The 19,197-nt window shown below is 67.0% G+C and carries 24 protein-coding genes; 7 read left to right on the top strand and 17 right to left on the bottom strand.

The genetic code is table 11. The features are described 5' to 3' along the window. Positions 1-3 precede the first annotated feature (3 nt). A complete protein-coding gene (gene rlmE / locus ACSQ1W_RS12255) occupies positions 4-636 on the bottom strand; it encodes a 23S rRNA (uridine(2552)-2'-O)-methyltransferase RlmE (protein WP_436046177.1) in 633 nt (210 codons plus the stop codon). Positions 637-737: 101 nt separating this feature from the next. On the opposite strand from rlmE, the gene yhbY reads away from it, so the two are divergent. From yhbY to ACSQ1W_RS12270, 3 genes are read left to right on the top strand one after another with little or no spacing between them, the layout of a single operon-like run. Next, positions 738-1,043, top strand: coding sequence for a ribosome assembly RNA-binding protein YhbY (gene yhbY, locus ACSQ1W_RS12260; protein WP_436043830.1), 306 nt, complete (start codon positions 738-740; stop codon positions 1,041-1,043). A gap of 23 nt (positions 1,044-1,066) precedes the next feature. Continuing rightward, on the top strand, positions 1,067-1,444 hold the full coding sequence (locus ACSQ1W_RS12265; protein WP_436043832.1) for an Mth938-like domain-containing protein: 378 nt from the start codon (positions 1,067-1,069) through the stop codon (positions 1,442-1,444). Positions 1,445-1,460: 16 nt separating this feature from the next. Beyond that, positions 1,461-2,081, top strand: a complete 621-nt coding sequence (locus tag ACSQ1W_RS12270) for a D-Ala-D-Ala carboxypeptidase family metallohydrolase (RefSeq protein WP_436043834.1) — start codon at positions 1,461-1,463, stop codon at positions 2,079-2,081. 24 nt (positions 2,082-2,105) lie between these two features. Here ACSQ1W_RS12270 and ACSQ1W_RS12275 read toward each other — a convergent pair whose 3' ends face one another. From ACSQ1W_RS12275 to surE, 4 genes are read right to left on the bottom strand one after another with little or no spacing between them, the layout of a single operon-like run. After that, positions 2,106-2,906, bottom strand: coding sequence for a peptidoglycan DD-metalloendopeptidase family protein (locus tag ACSQ1W_RS12275; RefSeq protein WP_436043835.1), 801 nt, complete (start codon positions 2,904-2,906; stop codon positions 2,106-2,108). A 39-nt stretch (positions 2,907-2,945) separates the two neighbouring features. Continuing rightward, complete coding sequence (locus ACSQ1W_RS12280; RefSeq protein ID WP_436043837.1) at positions 2,946-3,602, bottom strand: exopolysaccharide biosynthesis protein; 657 nt, start codon at positions 3,600-3,602, stop codon at positions 2,946-2,948. 5 nt (positions 3,603-3,607) lie between these two features. Continuing rightward, positions 3,608-4,285: a protein-L-isoaspartate(D-aspartate) O-methyltransferase gene (locus ACSQ1W_RS12285; RefSeq protein WP_436043838.1), complete on the bottom strand. Its 678-nt coding sequence runs from the start codon at positions 4,283-4,285 to the stop codon at positions 3,608-3,610. Further along, positions 4,282-5,061 carry a 5'/3'-nucleotidase SurE gene (surE, locus tag ACSQ1W_RS12290; protein WP_192272058.1) on the bottom strand — a complete coding sequence of 260 codons (780 nt, stop codon included), beginning with the start codon at positions 5,059-5,061 and terminating at the stop codon, positions 4,282-4,284. The genes ACSQ1W_RS12285 and surE overlap by 4 nt, the downstream gene beginning before the upstream one ends. A gap of 89 nt (positions 5,062-5,150) precedes the next feature. On the opposite strand from surE, the gene ACSQ1W_RS12295 reads away from it, so the two are divergent. After that, positions 5,151-5,693, top strand: coding sequence for a Smr/MutS family protein (locus ACSQ1W_RS12295; RefSeq protein ID WP_436043841.1), 543 nt, complete (start codon positions 5,151-5,153; stop codon positions 5,691-5,693). 45 nt (positions 5,694-5,738) lie between these two features. On the opposite strand, the gene ACSQ1W_RS12300 is transcribed toward ACSQ1W_RS12295, so the two are convergent. The 10 genes from ACSQ1W_RS12300 to ACSQ1W_RS12345 form a co-directional block, all read right to left on the bottom strand. Then, positions 5,739-5,963 (bottom strand): hypothetical protein, encoded by a 225-nt coding sequence (locus tag ACSQ1W_RS12300; protein ID WP_192272062.1) that lies wholly within the window; start codon positions 5,961-5,963, stop codon positions 5,739-5,741. A gap of 115 nt (positions 5,964-6,078) precedes the next feature. Further along, a complete protein-coding gene (gene truD, locus ACSQ1W_RS12305) occupies positions 6,079-7,134 on the bottom strand; it encodes a tRNA pseudouridine(13) synthase TruD (RefSeq protein WP_436043843.1) in 1,056 nt (351 codons plus the stop codon). Continuing rightward, positions 7,131-7,622: a 2-C-methyl-D-erythritol 2,4-cyclodiphosphate synthase gene (ispF, locus tag ACSQ1W_RS12310; protein ID WP_436043845.1), complete on the bottom strand. Its 492-nt coding sequence runs from the start codon at positions 7,620-7,622 to the stop codon at positions 7,131-7,133. The genes truD and ispF overlap by 4 nt, the downstream gene beginning before the upstream one ends. Before the next feature lie 18 nt (positions 7,623-7,640). Then, entirely contained in the window at positions 7,641-8,339 is a 699-nt protein-coding gene (ispD, locus tag ACSQ1W_RS12315) for a 2-C-methyl-D-erythritol 4-phosphate cytidylyltransferase (RefSeq protein WP_436046178.1), read from the bottom strand. Continuing rightward, the gene (gene ftsB / locus ACSQ1W_RS12320) at positions 8,336-8,680 is read right to left on the bottom strand and encodes a cell division protein FtsB (RefSeq protein ID WP_192272068.1); all 345 of its coding nucleotides are present in this window, start codon (positions 8,678-8,680) and stop codon (positions 8,336-8,338) included. The genes ispD and ftsB overlap by 4 nt, the downstream gene beginning before the upstream one ends. Before the next feature lie 3 nt (positions 8,681-8,683). Further along, positions 8,684-9,970 carry a phosphopyruvate hydratase gene (gene eno, locus ACSQ1W_RS12325; protein ID WP_436043847.1) on the bottom strand — a complete coding sequence of 429 codons (1,287 nt, stop codon included), beginning with the start codon at positions 9,968-9,970 and terminating at the stop codon, positions 8,684-8,686. Then, positions 9,967-10,446, bottom strand: coding sequence for a hypothetical protein (locus ACSQ1W_RS12330; RefSeq protein ID WP_436043849.1), 480 nt, complete (start codon positions 10,444-10,446; stop codon positions 9,967-9,969). Before ACSQ1W_RS12330 ends, eno begins: the two co-directional genes overlap by 4 nt. Continuing rightward, positions 10,443-11,276: a 3-deoxy-8-phosphooctulonate synthase gene (gene kdsA, locus ACSQ1W_RS12335; RefSeq protein ID WP_436043851.1), complete on the bottom strand. Its 834-nt coding sequence runs from the start codon at positions 11,274-11,276 to the stop codon at positions 10,443-10,445. The genes ACSQ1W_RS12330 and kdsA overlap by 4 nt, the downstream gene beginning before the upstream one ends. 52 nt (positions 11,277-11,328) lie before the next feature. Further along, complete coding sequence (locus ACSQ1W_RS12340) at positions 11,329-12,990, bottom strand: CTP synthase (RefSeq protein WP_436043852.1); 1,662 nt, start codon at positions 12,988-12,990, stop codon at positions 11,329-11,331. 140 nt (positions 12,991-13,130) lie between these two features. Continuing rightward, positions 13,131-13,385 (bottom strand): hypothetical protein, encoded by a 255-nt coding sequence (locus ACSQ1W_RS12345; protein WP_192272076.1) that lies wholly within the window; start codon positions 13,383-13,385, stop codon positions 13,131-13,133. Positions 13,386-13,547: 162 nt separating this feature from the next. Between ACSQ1W_RS12345 and ACSQ1W_RS12350 the strand changes: the two genes are divergently transcribed. The 3 genes from ACSQ1W_RS12350 to ACSQ1W_RS12360 all read left to right on the top strand — a co-directional run bounded on the left by ACSQ1W_RS12350 (position 13,548) and on the right by ACSQ1W_RS12360 (position 17,416). Beyond that, positions 13,548-14,261, top strand: a complete 714-nt coding sequence (locus ACSQ1W_RS12350; protein WP_436043854.1) for a hypothetical protein — start codon at positions 13,548-13,550, stop codon at positions 14,259-14,261. 15 nt (positions 14,262-14,276) lie between these two features. Continuing rightward, positions 14,277-16,166 carry a DNA topoisomerase IV subunit B gene (gene parE, locus ACSQ1W_RS12355; RefSeq protein WP_436043856.1) on the top strand — a complete coding sequence of 630 codons (1,890 nt, stop codon included), beginning with the start codon at positions 14,277-14,279 and terminating at the stop codon, positions 16,164-16,166. 113 nt (positions 16,167-16,279) lie between these two features. Then, entirely contained in the window at positions 16,280-17,416 is a 1,137-nt protein-coding gene (locus ACSQ1W_RS12360) for a carboxylate-amine ligase (protein WP_436043858.1), read from the top strand. A gap of 8 nt (positions 17,417-17,424) precedes the next feature. Here ACSQ1W_RS12360 and ACSQ1W_RS12365 read toward each other — a convergent pair whose 3' ends face one another. Both ACSQ1W_RS12365 and hutG read right to left on the bottom strand, forming a co-directional pair. After that, complete coding sequence (locus tag ACSQ1W_RS12365) at positions 17,425-18,312, bottom strand: DMT family transporter (protein ID WP_192273898.1); 888 nt, start codon at positions 18,310-18,312, stop codon at positions 17,425-17,427. Positions 18,313-18,418: 106 nt separating this feature from the next. Further along, a complete protein-coding gene (hutG, locus tag ACSQ1W_RS12370) occupies positions 18,419-19,195 on the bottom strand; it encodes an N-formylglutamate deformylase (protein ID WP_192272084.1) in 777 nt (258 codons plus the stop codon). Between the last annotated feature and the right edge of the window lie 2 nt (positions 19,196-19,197).

A 19,197-nucleotide genomic window follows, 5' to 3' on the forward strand; every position in this document is an offset into this window, starting at 1 on the left:
ACCTTACTTGATCTGGGCCCGCTTGCCCTGTCCCAGGGCATACACCTCGGGGGAGCGCTTGCGGGACGCGTCCGGCTTGCGGATCGCCACCTTGTCATAGCGGCGGCGAAGCTCGCGGATGTAGTCGTCGGAGCCGGCGCCCTGGAACAGCTTGATCAGGAACGCCCCGCCCGTCTTCAGGTGGGCGTCGGCGAACTCCATCGCCAACTCCGCCAGATGCATCATCCGCGGCTGGTCCACCGCATCCACACCACTCTTATTGGGGGCCATATCGGACAGCACAAGGTCCACCGGCGCGCCGTCGAGCATGGCCTCCAATTGGGATAGGACGCTGTCCTCCCTGAAATCCCCATGAAGGAACTCCACGCCGGCCAGCGGTGGCATGTCCAGGATGTCCATCGCCACCACCCGCCCGCTGTCGCCCAGCGCCTGGCGGACGAATTGCGACCAGCCACCTGGCGCGGCCCCCAGGTCGACCACGACCATGCCCGGCTTGAGCAGGCGGTCGCGCTCCAGCAGTTCCTCCAGCTTGTAGGCGGCACGGGACCGGAGGCCCTCGGCCTGGGCCTTCTTCACGTAAGGATCGGAGAAGTGTTCCTTCAGCCAGCGCTGGCTGCTCTTGCTGCGGGTGGCCATGTCGGCGAGGTCTCCGGGCACGCTGCGACGGGAGCCGCCGGAGCCGTTCGTGGGGGCTGCCATGATACCCTGATCCCCCTTTTCGACCCGTACCGTGCCGCATGCCTGTAGTCCTGACCGCTGCCCAGACCCGTTTCCTGCGCGGCCAGGCCCACGACCTGAAGGCGCTGCTGCAGATCGGCAACAAGGGCATCACGCAGGCCTTCATTGCCGAGCTGGACGCCGTGCTGGAGCAGCACGAACTGGTCAAGGTCAAGGTCGCCGGCGAAGACCGAGAGTCACGCGACGCCATGATCGGGGAACTGGCCGACCAGGCCGATGCCGCCCTCGTGCAGCGGATCGGGCATACCGCCGTGCTGTACCGTCCCAGCAAGGAACGCCGGCAGATCGTGCTGCCGCGCGGCTGAGCCCGGCGCGCAGGCCGCCCGCCGTGCAGTTGAACCACGAACTTCCCGACTACGCCTTCACCCTGCGGGCCGCCGACGGCGTCACGGCCCGGGTGAACGACCGGACGCTTTCGGCCAGCTTCATCCTGTCACCGCAGCAGCTCGTCGAGGACTGGCCGGTGCGCGAGAGCGCCGCGCTGACACCTGACGACCTGACGGCCTTGCTGGCCTTGCAGCCCGAAGTGATCCTGCTCGGCACGGGCGAGCGCCAGGTCTTCCCGCCTGCCGCGGTGATGGCCGCCTGCCTGCGCCAAGGCGTGGGCCTGGAAGTCATGACCAATGCGGCCGCCGCCCGCACGTTCAATGTGCTGGCCAGTGAGTCGCGCAAGGTCGTGGCCGGATTCCTGCTGGCGCCACGCTGACCACCGCGGCGTGACGATGCGGCGCCTGCTCCTGCTGCTCATCGTCCTGTCCACCACCGCCTGCGCCCCTCTTCTGCCGGATGCCACCCAGCGTTACGAGGCGTGGCGACGCAGCAGCGACGCCGAGGCATTAGACGACTACGAACGCATGCTGGCCCGGGCCGGTGTTGGCGGGGTGGTTCCGATGTCTGCCCTGTTGCGGTCCAACCGTCGTTGGCGCATGTGCGGCCCCGAGTTCCTGCTACCACCACGCGAGCATGCGGGCGGGATCGTGCCTACGCTGCGCCTGGTCGCGCAGCTGGAGCGCATGGGTATCGTCGAGGGCGGTAACGTGCGCTCTGGCTACCGTTCGGCCGAAGTGAACCAGTGCGCCGGCGGGAGCACCCGCAGCCGGCACCTGCGCAACAACGCCCTGGATTTCGACCTGGCCGACGACACGCGCACCGAGGTGCTATGCGATTTCTGGCGCAAGCAGGGTCCTTCGCTGCACATGGGGCTGGGCTTCTACACGCCGACGAGGATCCACATCGACACCGCCGGCCACCGTACATGGGGTACGGACTACCGCAGAGGTACGTCGCTGTGCGTCAGACCCCAGGATCGCACCGGCAGCCCCGCCAGCGGACGGCTCCCCTAACGCCCCACCCACACATCATGCCGCTCAGCGCGCCGGCAGGTACAGCAGCGGATCCACCGGCTTGCCGTTGTGGCGGATCTCGAAGTGCAGCATCTCGCGCGACGCGCCGCTGCTGCCCATCTCCGCGATCTGCTGCCCGGCCTTGACGCTCTGGCCTTCGTTCACCAGTCGCTTGCGGTTGTGGCCATACGCCGACAACCAGGCCTCGCTGTGCTTGACGATGATCAGCTCCCCGTAGCCCACCAGGCCTGCGCCGGAATACACCACGACGCCGTCCGCCGCGGCGCGCACCGCCTGTCCGCTGCTGCCGGCGATGTCGACGCCCTGCTTGGTGGCGTCGCCCGCGACATAGCGGCCGATCAGATGACCATCGGCCGGCCAGCGCCAGGAGAATCCGCTGCTTGCGGGCACCGGCGTGGTGGTCGGGCGCGTGACCGTTGCCGGAGGCGGCGTCGGCCTCGTGGGCGTGCCGGTGGCTGGCTTCGTCGGCGTGGTGGCCGTGGTCGCCGGAGGCCGGCTGCCGCTGCCGCCCGGAAACAGCTTGAGCGACTGGCCGGGATAGATGGTGTACGGCGCCGCCAGGTTGTTCCAGCGGGCCAGGTCGTTGACGTCCACGCCGTTGCGGAACGCGATCCCGTAGAGCGTATCGCCGCGCTGCACGCGCACCGTGGCGCCGGGCTTGCCCTGCGATGTCTGTCGCGTCGGCGGCGACGATCCGGAAGGTTCGCGGACCACCGTGGTGGAGCAGGCGCCGAGCACCGCCATGGCGATGCCGATCAGGAAGGCGCGCGTGATGCGATGGCCGGAGCGGAGCGTCGTGGTCATGCGTTCGGTCGTTTCCTCAACAAGGCGGAACCGCAAGGCTCAACCGGTCAGTCGCTGGAACAGCTCGCGGGCGGCGACACCGCCACCGCCGATCAGCACGCTGAAGTAGATGATCGTGCCGATGTTGGCCAAGTGGCCCAGCAGGATCGCCCCCCCGTCGCGCTGGATGAAGCCGATGGCATACAGCAGCAGCGCCAAGGCTGGCAGGGTGTTGCTGAATGGCACGAATCCGAACGGCGCCATCAACAGCAGCGCCGCGAGGATGAAAGCCAGGTTGTTGATGACGCCCTGCCCTGGACCGTCGACGAAGAAACGCAGCCGGTGCGGGCGACTGATCTTCTCCATGCGACGCACCCAGACCAGACCCGCCGTCAGCCCCGGACGCAGGCGATCGGCTGGCAAGGCCTTGTCCTTGATCCGCTGCGGCAACCACAGCGGCCGGTTGAACAGGCGACTGACGCCGACCAGCAGGATGGCCGCACCGAACACCGTGCTCACGCCAGGGATCGAGACCGGGATCAGGAACACCAGCGTCAGCAGGATGGTCAGCAGCAGCAGACCTTCGTCGCTGAAGACATCCAGCAGTTCACCCAGGCTCAACTTGTCGGGCGGCAGCCGTTCGATGATGCCGGCCACCTGCTCGCCCAGCGAGACAGCGCTGTTGGGAAGCCCATCGTGTTGCGCGGAATTCGTCACGTCGTTCAATCCAGCGTGCCGGACAGCAGCGGCACGAACACCACCGGCGCCAGCGTGGTTTCCTCGACGCTGCCATCGGCGCGCTTCACCAGCCGCACCAGCGACTGCGAGCCGCTGCCGCCGACGGGCGCGACGAGTTGCCCGCCGACAGCGAGCTGTTCCACCAGCACCGGCACCAGCGCCGGCGCGGCCGCGGTGACGATGATGGCGTCGTAAGGGCCATGCTCGGCCCAGCCGATCCGACCGTCGTCGTGCTTGCTGCGCACGTTCATGCCCATCTGGCGCAGCCGTTTGCGGGCCTGCCGCAGCAGGTCGCCGATGCGCTCGACGGTGTAGACCTCCAGCCCCAGCACGGCCAGCACCGCAGCCTGGTAACCCGAGCCCGTGCCGATCTCCAGCACCTTCTTGGGTTCGGTCTCCAGCAGCACCTCGGTCATCCGCGCCACCACCCAGGGCTGCGAGATGGTCTGGCTGTGCCCGATCGGCAGTGCGGTGTCTTCGTACGCGCGCGTGGCGAGCGCTTCGTCGACGAACAGGTGGCGCGGCAGCGTGCGAATGGCATTGAGCACGCGCTCGTCGGCGATGCCTGACTCACGGAGGCGCTCGACCAGACGATCGCGCACGCGCTGCGAGGTCATGCCCATGCCTACCGCCTCGGGCTGCAACCGCAACCGTGGCGTCATGCCGAGCCCTCGAGCGCGGCGGTCAGGCCACCGACCCAGCCCGCCACCTTTTCCAGCGCCTGGTAGCGGGTCAGGTCGACGTGGATGGGCGTGATCGAGATGTGGCCGGTGCGCACCGCATGGAAGTCGGTGCCCGGCCCCGCATCCTGCTCACGCCCGGCCGGACCGATCCAGTACACAGTGTGGCCACGCGGATCCGGTTGCGGAACGCAGGGCTCTGACCGGTGCCGGTTGCCGAGACGCGTGACCTCGAAGCCGCGCACGTCGGCCCATGCCAAGTCCGGCACGTTGACGTTGAGGATGGTGTCGGCCGGCAGTGGATCGGCCTTCAGTCGCGCCACGATCTCCACGGCGGCGCGCGCTGCGGTTTCGTAATGCTTCGCATCGTGGTTCTTGGTAACCAGCGACATCGCCACCGCCGGCAGCCCCAGGAAGCGGCCTTCCATCGCCGCGGACACGGTGCCGGAATAGATGACGTCGTCGCCCAGGTTCGCGGTGTTGTTGATGCCCGACACCACGATGTCCGGCTCGAACTCCAGCATGCCGGTCAATGCCAGGTGCACGCAGTCGGTCGGTGTGCCGGCGATGCTGCAGGTGTAGTGATCGATGCGCTTCAGCCGGATCGGCAGGTCGAGCGTCAGCGAGTTGCTGGCACCGGAGCGGTCGCGGTCGGGTGCGACCACGTACACTTCATGGCCCGCGCTGCGCAGGCCCTCTGCCAGGATTCGGATGCCGGGGGCGTCGACGCCGTCGTCGTTGCTGACCAGTACGCGCATGGGTTTCCTCGAGAACGGCCCCATGATACCGGAACCGCGCCGAGGCTTCCCGCGCTTGCGTCACGTCGCGATGCCGCTACGCTGAGGGCATGTCCCGCTCCATGCCGCCCGATGACGATGACGCCGCGCTGTTCCGCGACGCGATAGGCGACGTGCGCAGGCTGCAGGAGGCGCCCCCGCCGCCGCGCAAGGCGCCACCCCGGCCGGCCGCGCGCATGGCCGATCGAGACGAACACGATGCGCGCAGCGAGTTCCACCGTGGCCTGGATACGCTGGATCCGCATGCGGCTGGCGACGTGCTGAGCTATCGCCGCGAAGCGCTGTCGCCGCGCGCGTTCCAGCGCCTCAAGCGCGGACAGTTCTCGGTGCAGGACGAACTGGACCTGCACGGCGCAACAGCCCTGCAGGCGGAAGGATTGCTGCGGCGGTTCCTCGCGGACGCGCATGCGCACGACCATGGCTGCGTGCGTGTGATCCACGGCAAGGGGCAGCGGTCGGGGAGCGAGGCGCCGGTGTTGAAGAACCTGGTCGACCGGATGCTGCGTCAGCGTTCCGACGTGATGGCCTTCCACTCGGCACCGCCCACGCAGGGCGGCACGGGCGCAGTGCTGGTGCTGCTGGCGCACCGCTGACGCGGTCGCGGCCTGCGTTGGACCGCGCCCGCGACGCCAGCGTGCCTACTGCTGGCTGCCGGCTTTTTCTTCGATGCGGGGCGGATTGACCCACGTCAGCTGGATGCCGCGCCGCTTGGCGATGCGCTCCACATAGGCGATGTACTGCTGCTCGGCGGTCAGCGTGCGCTGTTCCGGCGGTGGTGCGGAGGCCGCTCCGCCCGTGCTGGCGCACGCAGCGAGCAGGCCACAGGTGGAAACGACGACGGCAAGACGCATCACGACGTTCATGGCGATCCCTCCGACACAGGGGAAGATGGTCCGGCCCCGCCGATGCACTTCGAAGAAGGCCACGCGGCGGGCCTGATCTCGCTTATACGCCTGCGGTGGGACGCTTCCAGTGCCGTCAGCGGTGTTCCGACGGACGGTCGCCCTGCGATGCGTCGGCAACCTCTCCCAGCTCGTGCAGCACCGCGGTGGCGTAGCTTCCCGGCGGCAGCGAGAACACCAGGCGCAGCGCATCGGGCGACAGCCACGACCACGCCAGCCCGTCGGGCCGGAGGCGCAGCGCACGGCGCTCCTGCCGCAACCCTTCCCGCTCAAGCCCCTGCCGCAACGCCAGTGCATCGTCATCCTGCAGCGCGAGCACCTCGCGCTCGCGGGCGACTGCCTGCGTGCGCGGCTCGCCGGCACCCCACAGAGGTCCGGTGGGATGAATGTCGAAGTCTTCGAGTCGCTGCGCCAGTTGCTCGCTCCACGGTTCGGGCCCGAACACGCTGCGGCTGCCCGCGAGCATCCAGACCTCGCCGTCGATGCCACGATTCCAGCTGCCATCGGCCAGCCGCGCGGCCAGTACCCGGTTGAACAGCTCCGATCGCGCGGCCGATATCAGCAACGAGCGCTGCTCGCGCCGCACGCGCCGTCCCGCGAACATCGCCAGTGCGGCCGCCACGTTGCCGCCGTCGCGCCCGAAGCGCTGTTCGCCGAACCAGTTCGGCAGGCCATGTGCGGCGATATCGCGCAACCGCGCCTCGATGGTTCCGGCATCGCCTTCCATGCCCCGCAGCACCAGTTCGAACCGGTTGCCGGCAAGCGCGCCGCGCGGCAGCTTGCGCGAATGCCAGGTCGACGCCAGCACCGTCAGGTCATCGGAAACGAGTGTTGCCAGATCCGGGGCCACCTTGCGCGGGAAGTGCACGCTGAACCGTTGCCGGGTGACCGCATGGCGATCCTTGAGGCCGGCATAGCCCACGCCCATCTCGGCGATCCCCGCCCACGCGGCGATGCGCTTGGCAGCGAATGCCGTATTCATGCCTCGCTTCTCGACAGTCAGCAGCAGATGCTCGCCTTCGCCGGAAGGTTCGAAGCCGGGCAACTCCTCGACGACGAAGTCCTCCGGCGCGCTGCGTATGCGTGCGGACAGGACGGGGGCGCCGAACGCACGCGGCAACGCCTCGCTCATGCGCGCACCAGCAACACCACGGCCTGTGCCGCGACACCTTCGCCCCGCCCGGTAAAACCCAGTTTTTCAGTCGTGGTCGCCTTGATGCTGACCGCATCCTGGTCGATGCGCAGGTCCTCGGCCACGCAGGCGCGCATGGCGTCGGCGTGGGGGCCGACTTTCGGCCGCTCGCAGATCACGGTGACATCGACATTGCCAACCCGCCAGCCACGCTCGCCGATCAGCGCGTCGCAATGACGGACGAAGGCTCGGCTGTCTGCACCCTTCCAGCGGTCGTCGGACGGCGGGAAGTGCCGTCCGATGTCGCCCAGCGCCAGCGCACCCAGCATCGCATCGCACAACGCGTGCAGCACGACGTCACCGTCGCTATGCGCCAGCACGCCACGCTCGTGCGGCACGCGTACGCCGCCCAGCATGATGTGGTCGCCGTCGCCGAAGGCGTGTACGTCGAAGCCCTGGCCGATACGGATGTTCAATGGGTCGGACATGCTTCTTCCGTTGTCGCGTCAGCGGGTCCGCTGCGCACGTTCATAGGCGAACCGCGCCAGGTCCGCCGGCGTGGTGATCTTGAAGTTGCTTTCGGAGCCTTCCACCAGCAAGGGGCGCAGGCCCAGGCGCTCCATCGCCATCGCCTCGTCGGTGACCTCGACGCCGTCGGCGGTCGCGGCTTCCAGCGCGCGGGTCAACTGCAGGCGGCGGAAAAGTTGCGGCGTGAAGGCGCGCCACAGCCGCTCGCGCGGCTCGGTGCCGTCGATGCCGCCATCGTCGCCGGCACGCTTCAGGGTGTCGCGGACCGGGGCTGCGAGGATCGCGCCGACCAGATCATTGCGACCCCGCTCCAGCAGCTGGGACAGGTCCGTCAGCGACAGGTTCGGACGTGCCGCATCGTGCACCAGCACGAAGTCGTCCGCGCGCACGTGCTCGGGCAGTGCGCGCAGGCCGGCCAGCACGGACGCCGCCCGGGTCGCGCCACCCACACAGACCTGCACGGGCTTGTCGGCGAATGACACCCAGCCGGGCCAGTCGGGATCGTTCTCCGATACCGGCACGACCGCACCTTCCACCGCATCATGCGCGAACAGCGCCGACAGGGTGTGCGCGATCAACAGCGCGCCGTCCACCATCAGATACTGTTTGGGGAGTTCAGCGCCGAAGCGGGTGCCACGTCCCGCCGCGGGCACGACGGCCCAGATACGGGCCATCAGGGTGCAGGCTCTGCGACATCGCTGTCGCCGCCGTCTTCGCTGGCGGCGGCCACCGGAGGGACCGGTTCGACCACGCGGTAGAACTTCTCGCCGGGCTTGATCATGCCCAGCTCGCTGCGCGCACGCTCCTCGACCGCCGATTCGCCGGACTTGAGATCCTCGACTTCAGCGGCCAGGGCGTCGTTGCGTTCCTGCAGGCCCGCGTTCTCGCGCTTCTGCACCTCGACCTGCTGCTCCAGCGCGACGACCTGGCCCGAACTGCCGACGCCGAACCAGAACTTGTACTGCAGCCAACCCAGCAGCAGGACCAGCACCAGCAGGAGCCAGGGCGCCTTGCGCATGGTTTACTTCTTCAGCGACACGAAGGCGTTGCGACCGGCATAGCGCGCCTTGCCGCCCAGCGCCTCTTCGATGCGCAGCAGCTGGTTGTACTTGGCCACGCGGTCGCTGCGGCACAACGAGCCGGTCTTGATCTGCGTCGCAGTGGTGGCGACGGCGATGTCCGCGATCGTCGTGTCTTCGGTTTCACCCGAGCGGTGCGACACCACGGCGGCATAGTTCGCGTGGTGCGCCATCGCGATCGCTTCCAGCGTCTCGGTCAGCGTGCCGATCTGGTTGACCTTGATCAGGATGGCGTTGGCGGTGCCGGACTCGATGCCTTCCTTGAAGATCTTGGGATTGGTGACGAACAGGTCGTCGCCGACCAGCTGCACCTTGCCGCCGATGCGATCGGTCAACAGCTTCCAACCGGCCCAGTCGTCTTCGGCCAGTCCGTCCTCGATGGTGATGATCGGGTACTGCGCGGCCCAATCGGCCAGGAAGTCGACGAACTGCTCGCTGGTCAGGCGCTTGTTCTCGCCGACCAGGTGGTACTTGCCGTTGTCGAAGAACTCGCTGGAGGCCACGTCCAGGCCCAGCAGCACGTCTTCGCCGGCGGTGTAGCCGGCCTTGCCGATGGCTTCCAGGATGGTGTCCAGGGCCTCGACGTTGCTGCGGAAATCGGGGGCGAAGCCGCCCTCGTCGCCGACGGCCGTGCTCAGGCCGTGACCCTTCAGCACCGACTTCAGCGAGTGGAAGATCTCGGTGCCGGCGCGCAACGATTCGGCGAAGGAGTCGAAGCCGACCGGCAGCACCATGAACTCCTGGAAGTCCACGTTGTTGTCGGCATGCGCACCGCCGTTGATGATGTTCATCATCGGCACCGGCAGGGTGACGTCGTTGCCGTTGGCCAGGTGCTGCCACAGCGGGACCTTCTTCGAAGCGGCCACGGCATGTGCGTTGGCCATCGACACGCCGAGCAGCGCGTTGGCGCCCAGGCGGCCTTTGTTCTCGGTGCCATCCAGATCGATCAGGCGACGGTCCAGGCCCTCCTGGTCGGCGGCATCGAAGCCCTTCAGCGCGGACGCGATCGTCGTGTTGACGTTCTCCACCGCCTTGCGCACGCCCTTGCCCAGATAGCGGGTCTTGTCGCCATCACGCAGCTCGACCGCTTCCTTGGTGCCGGTCGAGGCGCCGGACGGCACCATGGCGCGGCCGAAGGAACCGTCTTCCAGCGTGACCTCGGCTTCGAGGGTCGGATTGCCGCGGGAATCGAGGATTTCGCGGGCGTGGATCTTGGCGATATTGGTCATGGGGTTGATTGGACAGTCGAAGGTTGGGATTTAAGAGCGTTCTGCAGTTCCGCCATCAGTCGACGATGTGGCTCGACAGACTCGTAGTAATCCTGCGTCCCCGTTGGAATGCCATCAACCTCGGGAATGCCGAATTTGGTGCGTTGCAAGTCTACAAAGAAAAGTACTTGTGAGCCGACTTGGAGCAAGGCGCCACAATTGCTCGTGCTTGTAACGACCACCCCGACCGCTGGCGGGCGACCCTTCAGCGCTTTGTTCAACCGGTAGGTCGCGACCACGTGGTTGGCATTGCGATTGCTGGCGCTCTTCGGTAGCAGTTCTGCCTTGATGACTTGTGCGACAAATATCTGCTCGGAGCGTCCAACGGCTCCTTCAACGCTCATATCGCGATCGGGTGCCGGCGAACAGGCCAGAACACGGCTGGTTGCCGCCAGCGATATCAACCCGATTGCAGCCGCAATCGAGCTGGTCTTCAAACCGTGGACTCCAGGAACCCGTTCTTCTTGGTGATCGAATCCAGCGCCAGCAACGTTTCCAGCAGCGCTTCCATCTTGTCCAGCGGCCATGCGTTCGGGCCATCGGACAGCGCCTTGGCCGGATCCGGGTGGGTCTCGGCGAACAGGCCGGCGACACCGACGGCGACCGCTGCGCGCGCCAGCACCGGCACGAACTCGCGCTGGCCGCCCGAGCTGCTGCCCTGCCCGCCCGGCAACTGCACCGAATGGGTCGCGTCGAACACCACCGGGCAACCGGTATCGCGCATCACGCTCAGCGAGCGCATGTCGCTGACCAGGTTGTTGTAGCCGAACGAGGCGCCACGTTCGCAGACCATGATGTCCTGGTTGCCGGTGGCCTTGGCCTTCTCGACGACCGGCTTCATGTCCCATGGCGACAGGAACTGGCCCTTCTTGATGTTGACCGGCTTGCCGGCCGAGCAGACCTTCTTGATGAAGTCGGTCTGGCGCACCAGGAACGCCGGCGTCTGCAGCACGTCGACCACGGCGGCGACTTCGTCCATCGGCGTGTATTCGTGTACATCGGTGAGGACCGGTACGCCGACCTGCTTCTTCACCGCGTCGAGCACTTTCAGGCCTTCTTCCATGCCGGGACCGCGGAAACTGGTACCGGACGTGCGATTGGCCTTGTCGAAGCTGGACTTGAAGATGAAGTTCATCCCCAGCTTGCCGGTGATTTCCTTCAGGCGGCCGGCGACGTCGATCTGCAACTGCATCGACTCGATCACGCAGGGGCCGGCGATCAGGAACAGGGGCTGATCCAGGCCGACGTCAAAACCACAGAGCTTCATTCCTCACTCCTTCGTTGCGGGCGCCGCATACCGCGGCGCCGATGCATGACAGTTAGGCCCGCGCTTCCTTCAACAGCTTGCCGCCGGCCTTCTTCTCGCGCGCGGCGCGGATGAAGCCGACGAACAGCGGATGCCCGTCGCGCGGCGTGGACAGGAACTCGGGGTGGGCCTGGCAGGCCAGGAACCAGGGGTGCACGGTACGCGGCAGTTCGACCATTTCCACCAGCAGGTCGTCCATCGACTTGGCGGCGATCACCAGGCCGGCGTCTTCCAGCTGCGTGCGGTAGCGGTTGTTGAACTCGTAACGGTGGCGATGACGTTCGGCGACCACATCCTTGCCGTAGAGATCGCGCGCCAGCGTGCCGGGCTTCAGGCGTTGCTCCTGCAGGCCGAGGCGCATGGTGCCGCCGAGGTCGGAACGTTCGTCGCGCTTCTCGACATCGCCGCTGGCCGTGCGCCACTCGGTGATCAGGCCGATCACCGGATGCGGCGACTGCTTGTCGTTCTCGGTGCTGTTGGCCTCGTCCAGGCCCGCCACATGGCGCGCATAGTCGACCACCGCCGCCTGCATGCCATAGCAGATGCCGAAGTACGGCAACTTCTGCTCGCGGGCGAAGCGCGAGGTCAGCACCTTGCCTTCGAAACCGCGATCACCGAATCCACCCGGCACCAGGATGCCGTCCACGCCCTGCAGCAGGGCCATGTCGGTGTCTTCGAGTTCCTGGGCTTCGATCCATTTCAGGTTGACGCGGGTGCGCTGGCGCAGGCCGCCATGCTTGAGCGCCTCGCCGACGGACTTGTAGGCGTCCTGGTGATCGACGTACTTGCCGACGACCGCGATGGTCACTTCGTCCAGCGGGTTGAGCGTCGCGTCGACCGCGGCTTCCCACTCGGACAGGTCCGCAGACTTCGCGTTCTCGATGCGGAACTGGCGCAGGACGATCTCGTCCAGGCCCTGGCCATGCAGGCCCATCGGGATGCGGTACAGCACGTCCACGTCCGGCACGCTGATGACGGCGCGCTCCGGCACGTTGGTGAACAGCGAGATCTTCCGACGCTCGGAGTCCGGGATCGGCTGCTCGGAACGGCACAGCAGCACGTCGGGCTGGATACCGATCGAGCGGAGTTCCTTCACCGAGTGCTGCGTGGGCTTGGTCTTCAGTTCACCCGCGGCGGCGACGTACGGCACCAGCGTCAGGTGCATGAATAGCGCCTTCTCCGGACCACGCTCGGTGCGGATCTGGCGGATGGCCTCGAGGAACGGCAGCGACTCGATGTCGCCGACGGTGCCGCCGATCTCCACCAGCGCCACGTCGAAGCCTTCGGTGGCCTCGTCGATGCAGCGGCGGATCTCGTCGGTGATGTGCGGGATCACCTGCACGGTGGCGCCCAGGTAGTCGCCGCGGCGCTCCTTGCGGATCACGTTCTCGTAGATCCGGCCGGTGGTGACGGAATTCTTGCGGCTCAGGCGCGTGCGAACGAAGCGCTCGTAGTGGCCCAGGTCCAGGTCGGTCTCGGCGCCGTCGTCGGTGACGTACACCTCACCGTGCTGGAACGGGCTCATGGTGCCCGGGTCGACATTGATGTAGGGGTCCAGCTTCATCATCGTGACCTTGAGGCCACGTGCTTCGAGAATGGACGCAAGCGAAGCGGCGGCGATGCCCTTGCCTAGCGAGGACACAACGCCGCCGGTAACGAAAATCAGGGGAGTCATGGGCGGGGCTCCGGAAAGCCATAGTCTACAGGCAACGCGTGTCGCCCGGAAGCGCGACGCCCCGCCGAAGCGGGGCGTCTGTCAGTGGCCTTGTCGCCGAAAACCCTTGTAACGCCGGGCTTCCAGCATACCTCCGGGACTCAGGGCTTGCGCTCTTCTTCCTCGTCGCCGGCCTTCTTCTGCTGGCCTTCTGCGGCCTTGCGCTGCTTGGCGGCGGCCTCGTTGGCCGCGCGACGGCGCGCCTTGGCCTCGGGATCGGAAGGATCACTGGTCTGGGACTGGTCCTGCTTCGGCTTGTCGGCATCGTTGCCGGTCCGGGACTGGGCGAAGGCCTGGACCGCGAACAGCGCAGCCACGGTGGCGGCGGACAGCAGCAACAGGTTGCGGGACTTCATGGCGATGCTCCTCGAGGATGATGGAAACATGGGGCGCCGGTCGGCGCATTCCAAGGGCATCCCTGTCCACGCGCGCAGTTTCAGGCTGTGCGACTGAACATGGCAAAAATCTGGCCCAGGCGGCACACTGCCGCACCCTTCGATTCCGACAGAGGACGTCGCATGCGCTTCTCCCTCCGGCTGCTCGCCCCCCCCCTCGTCGTTCTGGCCCTGCTGCCTGCGGCGGCATGGGCGCAGCGCGTGCCGCTCCCCCTGAAGGACATCCGTCTGGACCAGATGGCGCAGGACACCCAGCGCACCAAGATCGACGACGACACCATCGAACTGGTCTGGCTGATCCCGTCGCTCTACTGGCAGGTGTCCGCAACGCAGCAGCAGGAGCTGAGCGAGGGCGACAGGAAGCGCTTCCTGGGGCAGCTGGACGACTACCTGCTGATCGCCGCCGTGCGTGGCAAAGTCGGCCTGATGGGCATCGACGAGTTCGCGGGTTCGGACGCACTGCTGGAAGACCTCCGCATCGTCGACGCCGCGGGCACCTCGTATTCCCCCCTTTCGCCGGCGCGCATTCCGTCGCAACTGAAGAACCTGCTCGCCGTATTGCGGCCGGTGATGGCCAACATGCTTGGCCCGATGGGCGACAACATGCACTTCGCTGTATTCAATGCGCGCGACGCCAAGGGCAAGCAACTGTTCGACCCTCTGGTGGACGGCCGTCTTCAGGTGCGCACCGCGAACAACAGCTACCCGTTCCGCACGCCGCTGGGCAGCGTGCTGCCGCCCCAGCACGACCCGAAGACCGGTGAAAGCTTCCCCGGCGACTATCACTACAATCCCTACACCGGCGGAGCCCTGCAGGACTCCGCGCAGCCCCGCTGAGAACACGCACGCACCATGAGCAGCCGCTACAACGCCGCCGACATCGAAGTCCTCTCCGGCCTTGACCCCGTCAAGCGCCGGCCCGGCATGTACACCGACACCGCGCGCCCCAACCATCTGGCGCAGGAAGTCATCGACAACGCGGTGGACGAGGCGCTCGCCGGGCATGCCGGCAGCATCGAGGTCACTTTGTACAAGGATGGCAGCTGCGAAGTCAGCGATGACGGCCGCGGCATGCCGGTCGACATCCATCCCGAGGAAAAGATTCCGGGCGTCGAATTGATCCTCACCCGCCTGCATGCCGGCGGCAAGTTCAGCAACAAGAACTACACGTTCTCCGGCGGCCTGCATGGCGTGGGCGTCAGCGTGGTCAACGCGCTGTCCACGCTGGTGGAAGTGCACATCAAGCGCGAGGGTAGCGAGCACCGCATCACCTTCCGCAACGGCGATCGCGCCACGCCGCTGGAAGTGGTCGGCAGCGTCGGCAAGAAGAATACCGGCACGCGCGTGCGCTTCTGGGCCGACCCCAAATACTTCGACACGCCGAAATTCAACGTGCGCGCGCTCAGGCATCTGTTGCGCGCCAAGGCTGTGCTGTGTCCGGGCCTGAACGTCACTCTGTTCGACGAAGCCACAGGCGAGCGCGACAGTTGGCACTACGAGGACGGCCTGCGCGACTACCTGCGCGGCGAGATGGCCGGCCGCGAGCTGTTGCCCCCGGAGCTGTTCGTCGGCCAGCTGAAGAAGGACAGCGAGGTCGTCGACTGGGCCGTGGCCTGGGTGCCGGACGGCGAGTTGGTGCAGGAAAGCTACGTCAACCTGATTCCCACCGCCCAGCACGGCACGCACGTCAACGGCCTGCGCAGTGGCCTGACCGATGCGCTGCGCGAGTTCTGCGACTTCCGCAACCTGCTGCCGCGTGGCGTGAAGCTGGCGCCGGAGGACGTGTGGGACCGCGTGACCTTCGTGCTGTCGCTGAAGATGACCGACCCGCAGTTCAGCGGCCAGACCAAGGAACGCCTGTCCTCGCGCCAGGCCGCTGGCTTCATCGAGGGCGCCGCACACGATGCCTTCAGCCTGTGGCTGAACCAGCATGTCGACCTCGGCGAGAAGATCGCGCAGATCGCCATCGAGCGCGCCAGCGCGCGCCTGAAGACGGAAAAACAGGTCGTCCGCAAGAAAGTCACCCAGGGTCCCGCCCTGCCCGGCAAGCTGGCCGACTGCATCAGCCAGGACCTGTCGCGCACCGAGCTGTTCCTGGTCGAAGGCGATTCGGCGGGCGGCAGCGCCAAGCAGGCGCGCGACAAGGATTTCCAGGCGATCCTGCCGCTGCGCGGCAAGATCCTCAACACCTGGGAAGTCGCCAGCACGTCGGTGCTCGCCTCCGATGAAGTCCACAACCTTGCCATCGCGATCGGCTGCGATCCAGGCAAGGACGACATCAGCGGACTGCGCTACGGCAAGGTCGTCATCCTCGCCGACGCGGACTCCGACGGCTTGCATATCGCCACGCTGCTGACAGCCCTGTTCCTGCGCCATTTCCCGGCGCTGGTGAATGCAGGCCACGTGTTCGTCGCGATGCCGCCACTGTTCCGCGTCGACGTGGGCAAGCAGGTGTTCTACGCGCTGGACGAGGAAGAAAAGCGCCTGCTGCTGGAGAAGATCGAGCGCGAGAAGATCCGTGGCCAGGTCAACGTCACCCGCTTCAAAGGCCTGGGCGAAATGAACCCGTCGCAGCTGCGCGAGTCGACCATCCATCCCGATACGCGACGCCTGGTGCAGCTGACAGTGGACGACGAGCCTCAGACCCGAGGACTGATGGACATGCTGCTGGCGAAGAAGCGCGCGTCGGACCGCAAGGCGTGGCTGGAGACGAAGGGCGACCTGGCTTCATTGGAAGCCTGATAGCGGAAATTCGTTGCATGGGGCCGATGCGACGGCCTCGCCATGACAGGATCGGATTTTTCGCGGGGCGCGGTTGAACGCATCGTTCACTTCCCCGATGCGATAACCGGCGCATGGCAACGGATCGCGACGCGCACCCCTATACCTTCGGGCTGGAAGAGGAGTACTTCCTCGTCCGCCGCAACGGCCGTCGCCTGCGGCATATGCCGCGGCGATTCTTCAGTGATTGCCGCGAAGCGCTGGGCGAGCGCTTCGGCAGCGAGATGCTGCAGACCCAGGTTGAGGTGCAGACCGGCGTGCACGACGACACGCGAGCCGCCGAAACCGACCTGCGCACGCTGCGCCGTACGGTCGGCGAGATCGCGCATCGGCACGGGCTCGGCATCCTGTCGGCCGGCACGCACCCCTCGGCGCAATGGCGCGGACAGCGCAGCACGGACAAGCCCCACTACGACCAGGTGATGGGCGAGCTGCAGATGCTGGGCCAGCGCAACCTGCTGTGCGGCCTGCACGTGCATGTACAGCCGGCCGATCCCGGCCAGCGTGTTGCCCTGATGGCGCGCATGCAGCCGTTCCTTCCGCTGCTGCTTGCGTTGAGCACCTCCTCCCCCTTCTGGATGGGGCATGCGACCGGCCTGATGGGCTACCGGCAGACGGCCTACCAGGAGATCCCGCGCACCGGGCTGCCGCCGCTGTTCCGCCACCAGGCCGAGTACGAACACTACGTGCAGCGCATGGTCGATGGTCGCGCGATCAAGGATGCGAGCTTCCTCTGGTGGGCGCTGCGACCGTCGCTCGCGTTTCCCACGCTGGAGCTGCGCGTCACCGACGCCTGTACAGACCTGTGCGATGCATTGGCCATCGCACAGGTCTACCGTTGCCTGGTGCGGCACCTCGAGCGCAGGCCCACGCTGTATGCCGGCCTGCAGGCGGGCGACCAGGCGATCGTGGCGGAGAACCTGTGGCGGGCGCAGCGTTATGGATTCGATGCCGGGCTGATCGACCTGGGCAGCCGTCGCCTGGTGTCGGTGCGCGAGATGCTGGAGAACACGCTGGAGGCGCTGGACGACGACATCCGCGCGCTCGACTGCACGCTGCAGGTCGAGCGGGTATGGAAGATCCTGGAGAATGGCACCAGCGCGCACGGACAGCTGGAGCGGTATCGCGCATGCAGGCAGGCCGGCGAAAGCCACGCCGACGCGTTGTCGCAGGTGGTGCAGTGGCTTGCCGACGCGAGCGTGGTCGCCTGACCGGCCCGTCAGCGCGCGATGGTCTTCTGCTGCGAGACCACGAACACGCCCGCCATCACCAGCACGGTGCCCGCGACCTGCCAGGGCCCCATCGGCTCTCCGAGCAGCAGCAGGCTGAGTACGATGGTCGACACGGGGCCGATCATGCCGACCTGCGCGGCGAGCGCGGAGCCGATGCGCGCCACGGCCATCATCACGGCCAGCACCGGGAGTACCGTGCACAGCGTGCCGTTGACCAGCGACAGCGCGTAGACCTCCCAAGGCAGCACCATCGCCTGCATCGGGCGCAGCACCACGAACTGCAGCAGGCACAGTACGCTGGCCACGCTGCTGGCGTACGCGGTCAGCCGCACCGCGCCCACGCGTGCGACCAGTTCGCCACTGCCCACGAGATAGAGCGCATAGGCCAAGGCGCTACCGAAGACCAGCACAGCGCCCAGCAGAATGTTCGATCCGCCTGCTTGCAGATCGTGGCCGAAGGCCAACGCCACGCCCGCATAACTGACCAGTAGCGCGATCGCCTGGCGGCGCGAGATGCGTTTGCCGAACGCCAGCCAGCCGATCAGTGCCACCAGCGTCGGAGTCAGATAGAGGATCAGCCGCTCCAGCGTGGCGGTGATGTAGGCCAGGCCCGCGAAATCGAGGAAGCTCGCGAGGTAGTAGCCGAGGAAACCCAGCAGCAGGATCCGCACGCGGTCCGCGTTCGACAACGGCGCGCTGCGGCGGGCGGCCCAGAACCCCATCAGCAGGAAGAACGGAAAGGCCACCAGCATGCGTAGCGCCAACAACGTGACCGCATCGGTGCCGTACCGGTAACCGAGCTTGACGATGATCGCCTTGCCCGAAAACGCGATGGCGCCCAACGCCGCGAGCACCAGGCCGGAGCGGCTGACCATCTGCAGGACCGGCCGCGACGCAGGCGCATCTACCGCTTCGGCCGGCGCCACGTCCAGCGGCTGCGCCAGTTCGTCTTCCGCCTGCGGGCGCGTCATTGCGGCGACATCAGGCCAGCGTGCATTCCAGCAGGCGCCGGATCAGCACCTGGGTACGCGCTGCGCGGTCCGGCACGTACGCGAACGTGTCCTCGTCCATGTAGTTGAGTTGGGCGAGCTCCAGCTGCACGGCCTGGATACCACGTTCGACATCGGCGTAGTGACGGGTGATGTAACCACCACGGAAGCGTCCGTTGACCACGGAACTGAAGTCCGTCTGCGAGGCCAGCACGTCTTCCAGCGCCTGCTGCAGCGCGGGCGAGCAGCTCGCACCGGCCGCCGTGCCCAGATTGAAATCCGGCAGGCGACCATCGAACAGGAACGGCACCACGCTGCGGATCGAGTGACCCTCCCACAGCACTGCACGCCCATGCACGTCATGGATGCGCGCCAGTTCTTCCTGCAGCGCGCGGTGGTACGGCCGCCAGTAGGTGTCCACGCGCGACGCGATATCGTCGGGTGTCGGCTCCCGTCCCGGCAGATACACGGGATCGCCACTGAAGCGCACGATCGGGCACAGGCCAGTGGTGTTCTGGCCCGGATACAGCGAGACGTCGTCTTCCGGCCGGTTCAAGTCGACCACGTAGCGCGAGTACGCGGGCACGATGATCGAGGCGCCCAGCTGGCGCGCGAAGTCGTACAGCTCGGCGACATGCCAGTCGGTATCCGGCACGCGCCGCGCCTCCGGCGTCAGGCGCGCCGCGATGTGGTCAGGCACCGACGTGCCGTTGTGCGGCAGGCTGATGAACAGCGGCGCCGTGCCGCGATGCAGGGTGAAGGTCTCCATGC

The sequence above is a fragment of the Pseudoxanthomonas sp. LjRoot143 genome, assembly GCF_964252945.1.
Lineage (GTDB): Bacteria > Pseudomonadota > Gammaproteobacteria > Xanthomonadales > Xanthomonadaceae > Pseudoxanthomonas_A.

Bases quoted from the DNA above. Each gene is read 5' to 3' on its own strand.
- ACSQ1W_RS12270 (WP_436043834.1), top strand. From the start codon at position 1,461: ATGCGGCGCCTGCTCCTGCTGCTCATCGTCCTGTCCACCACCGCCTGC.
- truD (WP_436043843.1), bottom strand. From the start codon at position 7,134: ATGAGCGAGGCGTTGCCGCGTGCGTTCGGCGCCCCCGTCCTGTCCGCA.
- ACSQ1W_RS12285 (WP_436043838.1), bottom strand. From the start codon at position 4,285: ATGACGCCACGGTTGCGGTTGCAGCCCGAGGCGGTAGGCATGGGCATG.
- surE (WP_192272058.1), bottom strand. From the start codon at position 5,061: ATGCGCGTACTGGTCAGCAACGACGACGGCGTCGACGCCCCCGGCATC.
- ACSQ1W_RS12350 (WP_436043854.1), top strand. From the start codon at position 13,548: ATGCGCTTCTCCCTCCGGCTGCTCGCCCCCCCCCTCGTCGTTCTGGCC.
- ACSQ1W_RS12340 (WP_436043852.1), bottom strand. From the start codon at position 12,990: ATGACTCCCCTGATTTTCGTTACCGGCGGCGTTGTGTCCTCGCTAGGC.
- ACSQ1W_RS12360 (WP_436043858.1), top strand. From the start codon at position 16,280: ATGGCAACGGATCGCGACGCGCACCCCTATACCTTCGGGCTGGAAGAG.
- yhbY (WP_436043830.1), top strand. From the start codon at position 738: ATGCCTGTAGTCCTGACCGCTGCCCAGACCCGTTTCCTGCGCGGCCAG.
- hutG (WP_192272084.1), bottom strand. From the start codon at position 19,195: ATGGAGACCTTCACCCTGCATCGCGGCACGGCGCCGCTGTTCATCAGC.
- eno (WP_436043847.1), bottom strand. From the start codon at position 9,970: ATGACCAATATCGCCAAGATCCACGCCCGCGAAATCCTCGATTCCCGC.
- ACSQ1W_RS12295 (WP_436043841.1), top strand. From the start codon at position 5,151: ATGTCCCGCTCCATGCCGCCCGATGACGATGACGCCGCGCTGTTCCGC.
- ACSQ1W_RS12300 (WP_192272062.1), bottom strand. From the start codon at position 5,963: ATGAACGTCGTGATGCGTCTTGCCGTCGTCGTTTCCACCTGTGGCCTG.
- kdsA (WP_436043851.1), bottom strand. From the start codon at position 11,276: ATGAAGCTCTGTGGTTTTGACGTCGGCCTGGATCAGCCCCTGTTCCTG.
- ftsB (WP_192272068.1), bottom strand. From the start codon at position 8,680: ATGCGCAAGGCGCCCTGGCTCCTGCTGGTGCTGGTCCTGCTGCTGGGT.
- ispF (WP_436043845.1), bottom strand. From the start codon at position 7,622: ATGTCCGACCCATTGAACATCCGTATCGGCCAGGGCTTCGACGTACAC.
- parE (WP_436043856.1), top strand. From the start codon at position 14,277: ATGAGCAGCCGCTACAACGCCGCCGACATCGAAGTCCTCTCCGGCCTT.
- rlmE (WP_436046177.1), bottom strand. From the start codon at position 636: ATGGCCACCCGCAGCAAGAGCAGCCAGCGCTGGCTGAAGGAACACTTC.
- ACSQ1W_RS12365 (WP_192273898.1), bottom strand. From the start codon at position 18,312: ATGGTCAGCCGCTCCGGCCTGGTGCTCGCGGCGTTGGGCGCCATCGCG.
- ACSQ1W_RS12275 (WP_436043835.1), bottom strand. From the start codon at position 2,906: ATGACCACGACGCTCCGCTCCGGCCATCGCATCACGCGCGCCTTCCTG.
- ACSQ1W_RS12345 (WP_192272076.1), bottom strand. From the start codon at position 13,385: ATGAAGTCCCGCAACCTGTTGCTGCTGTCCGCCGCCACCGTGGCTGCG.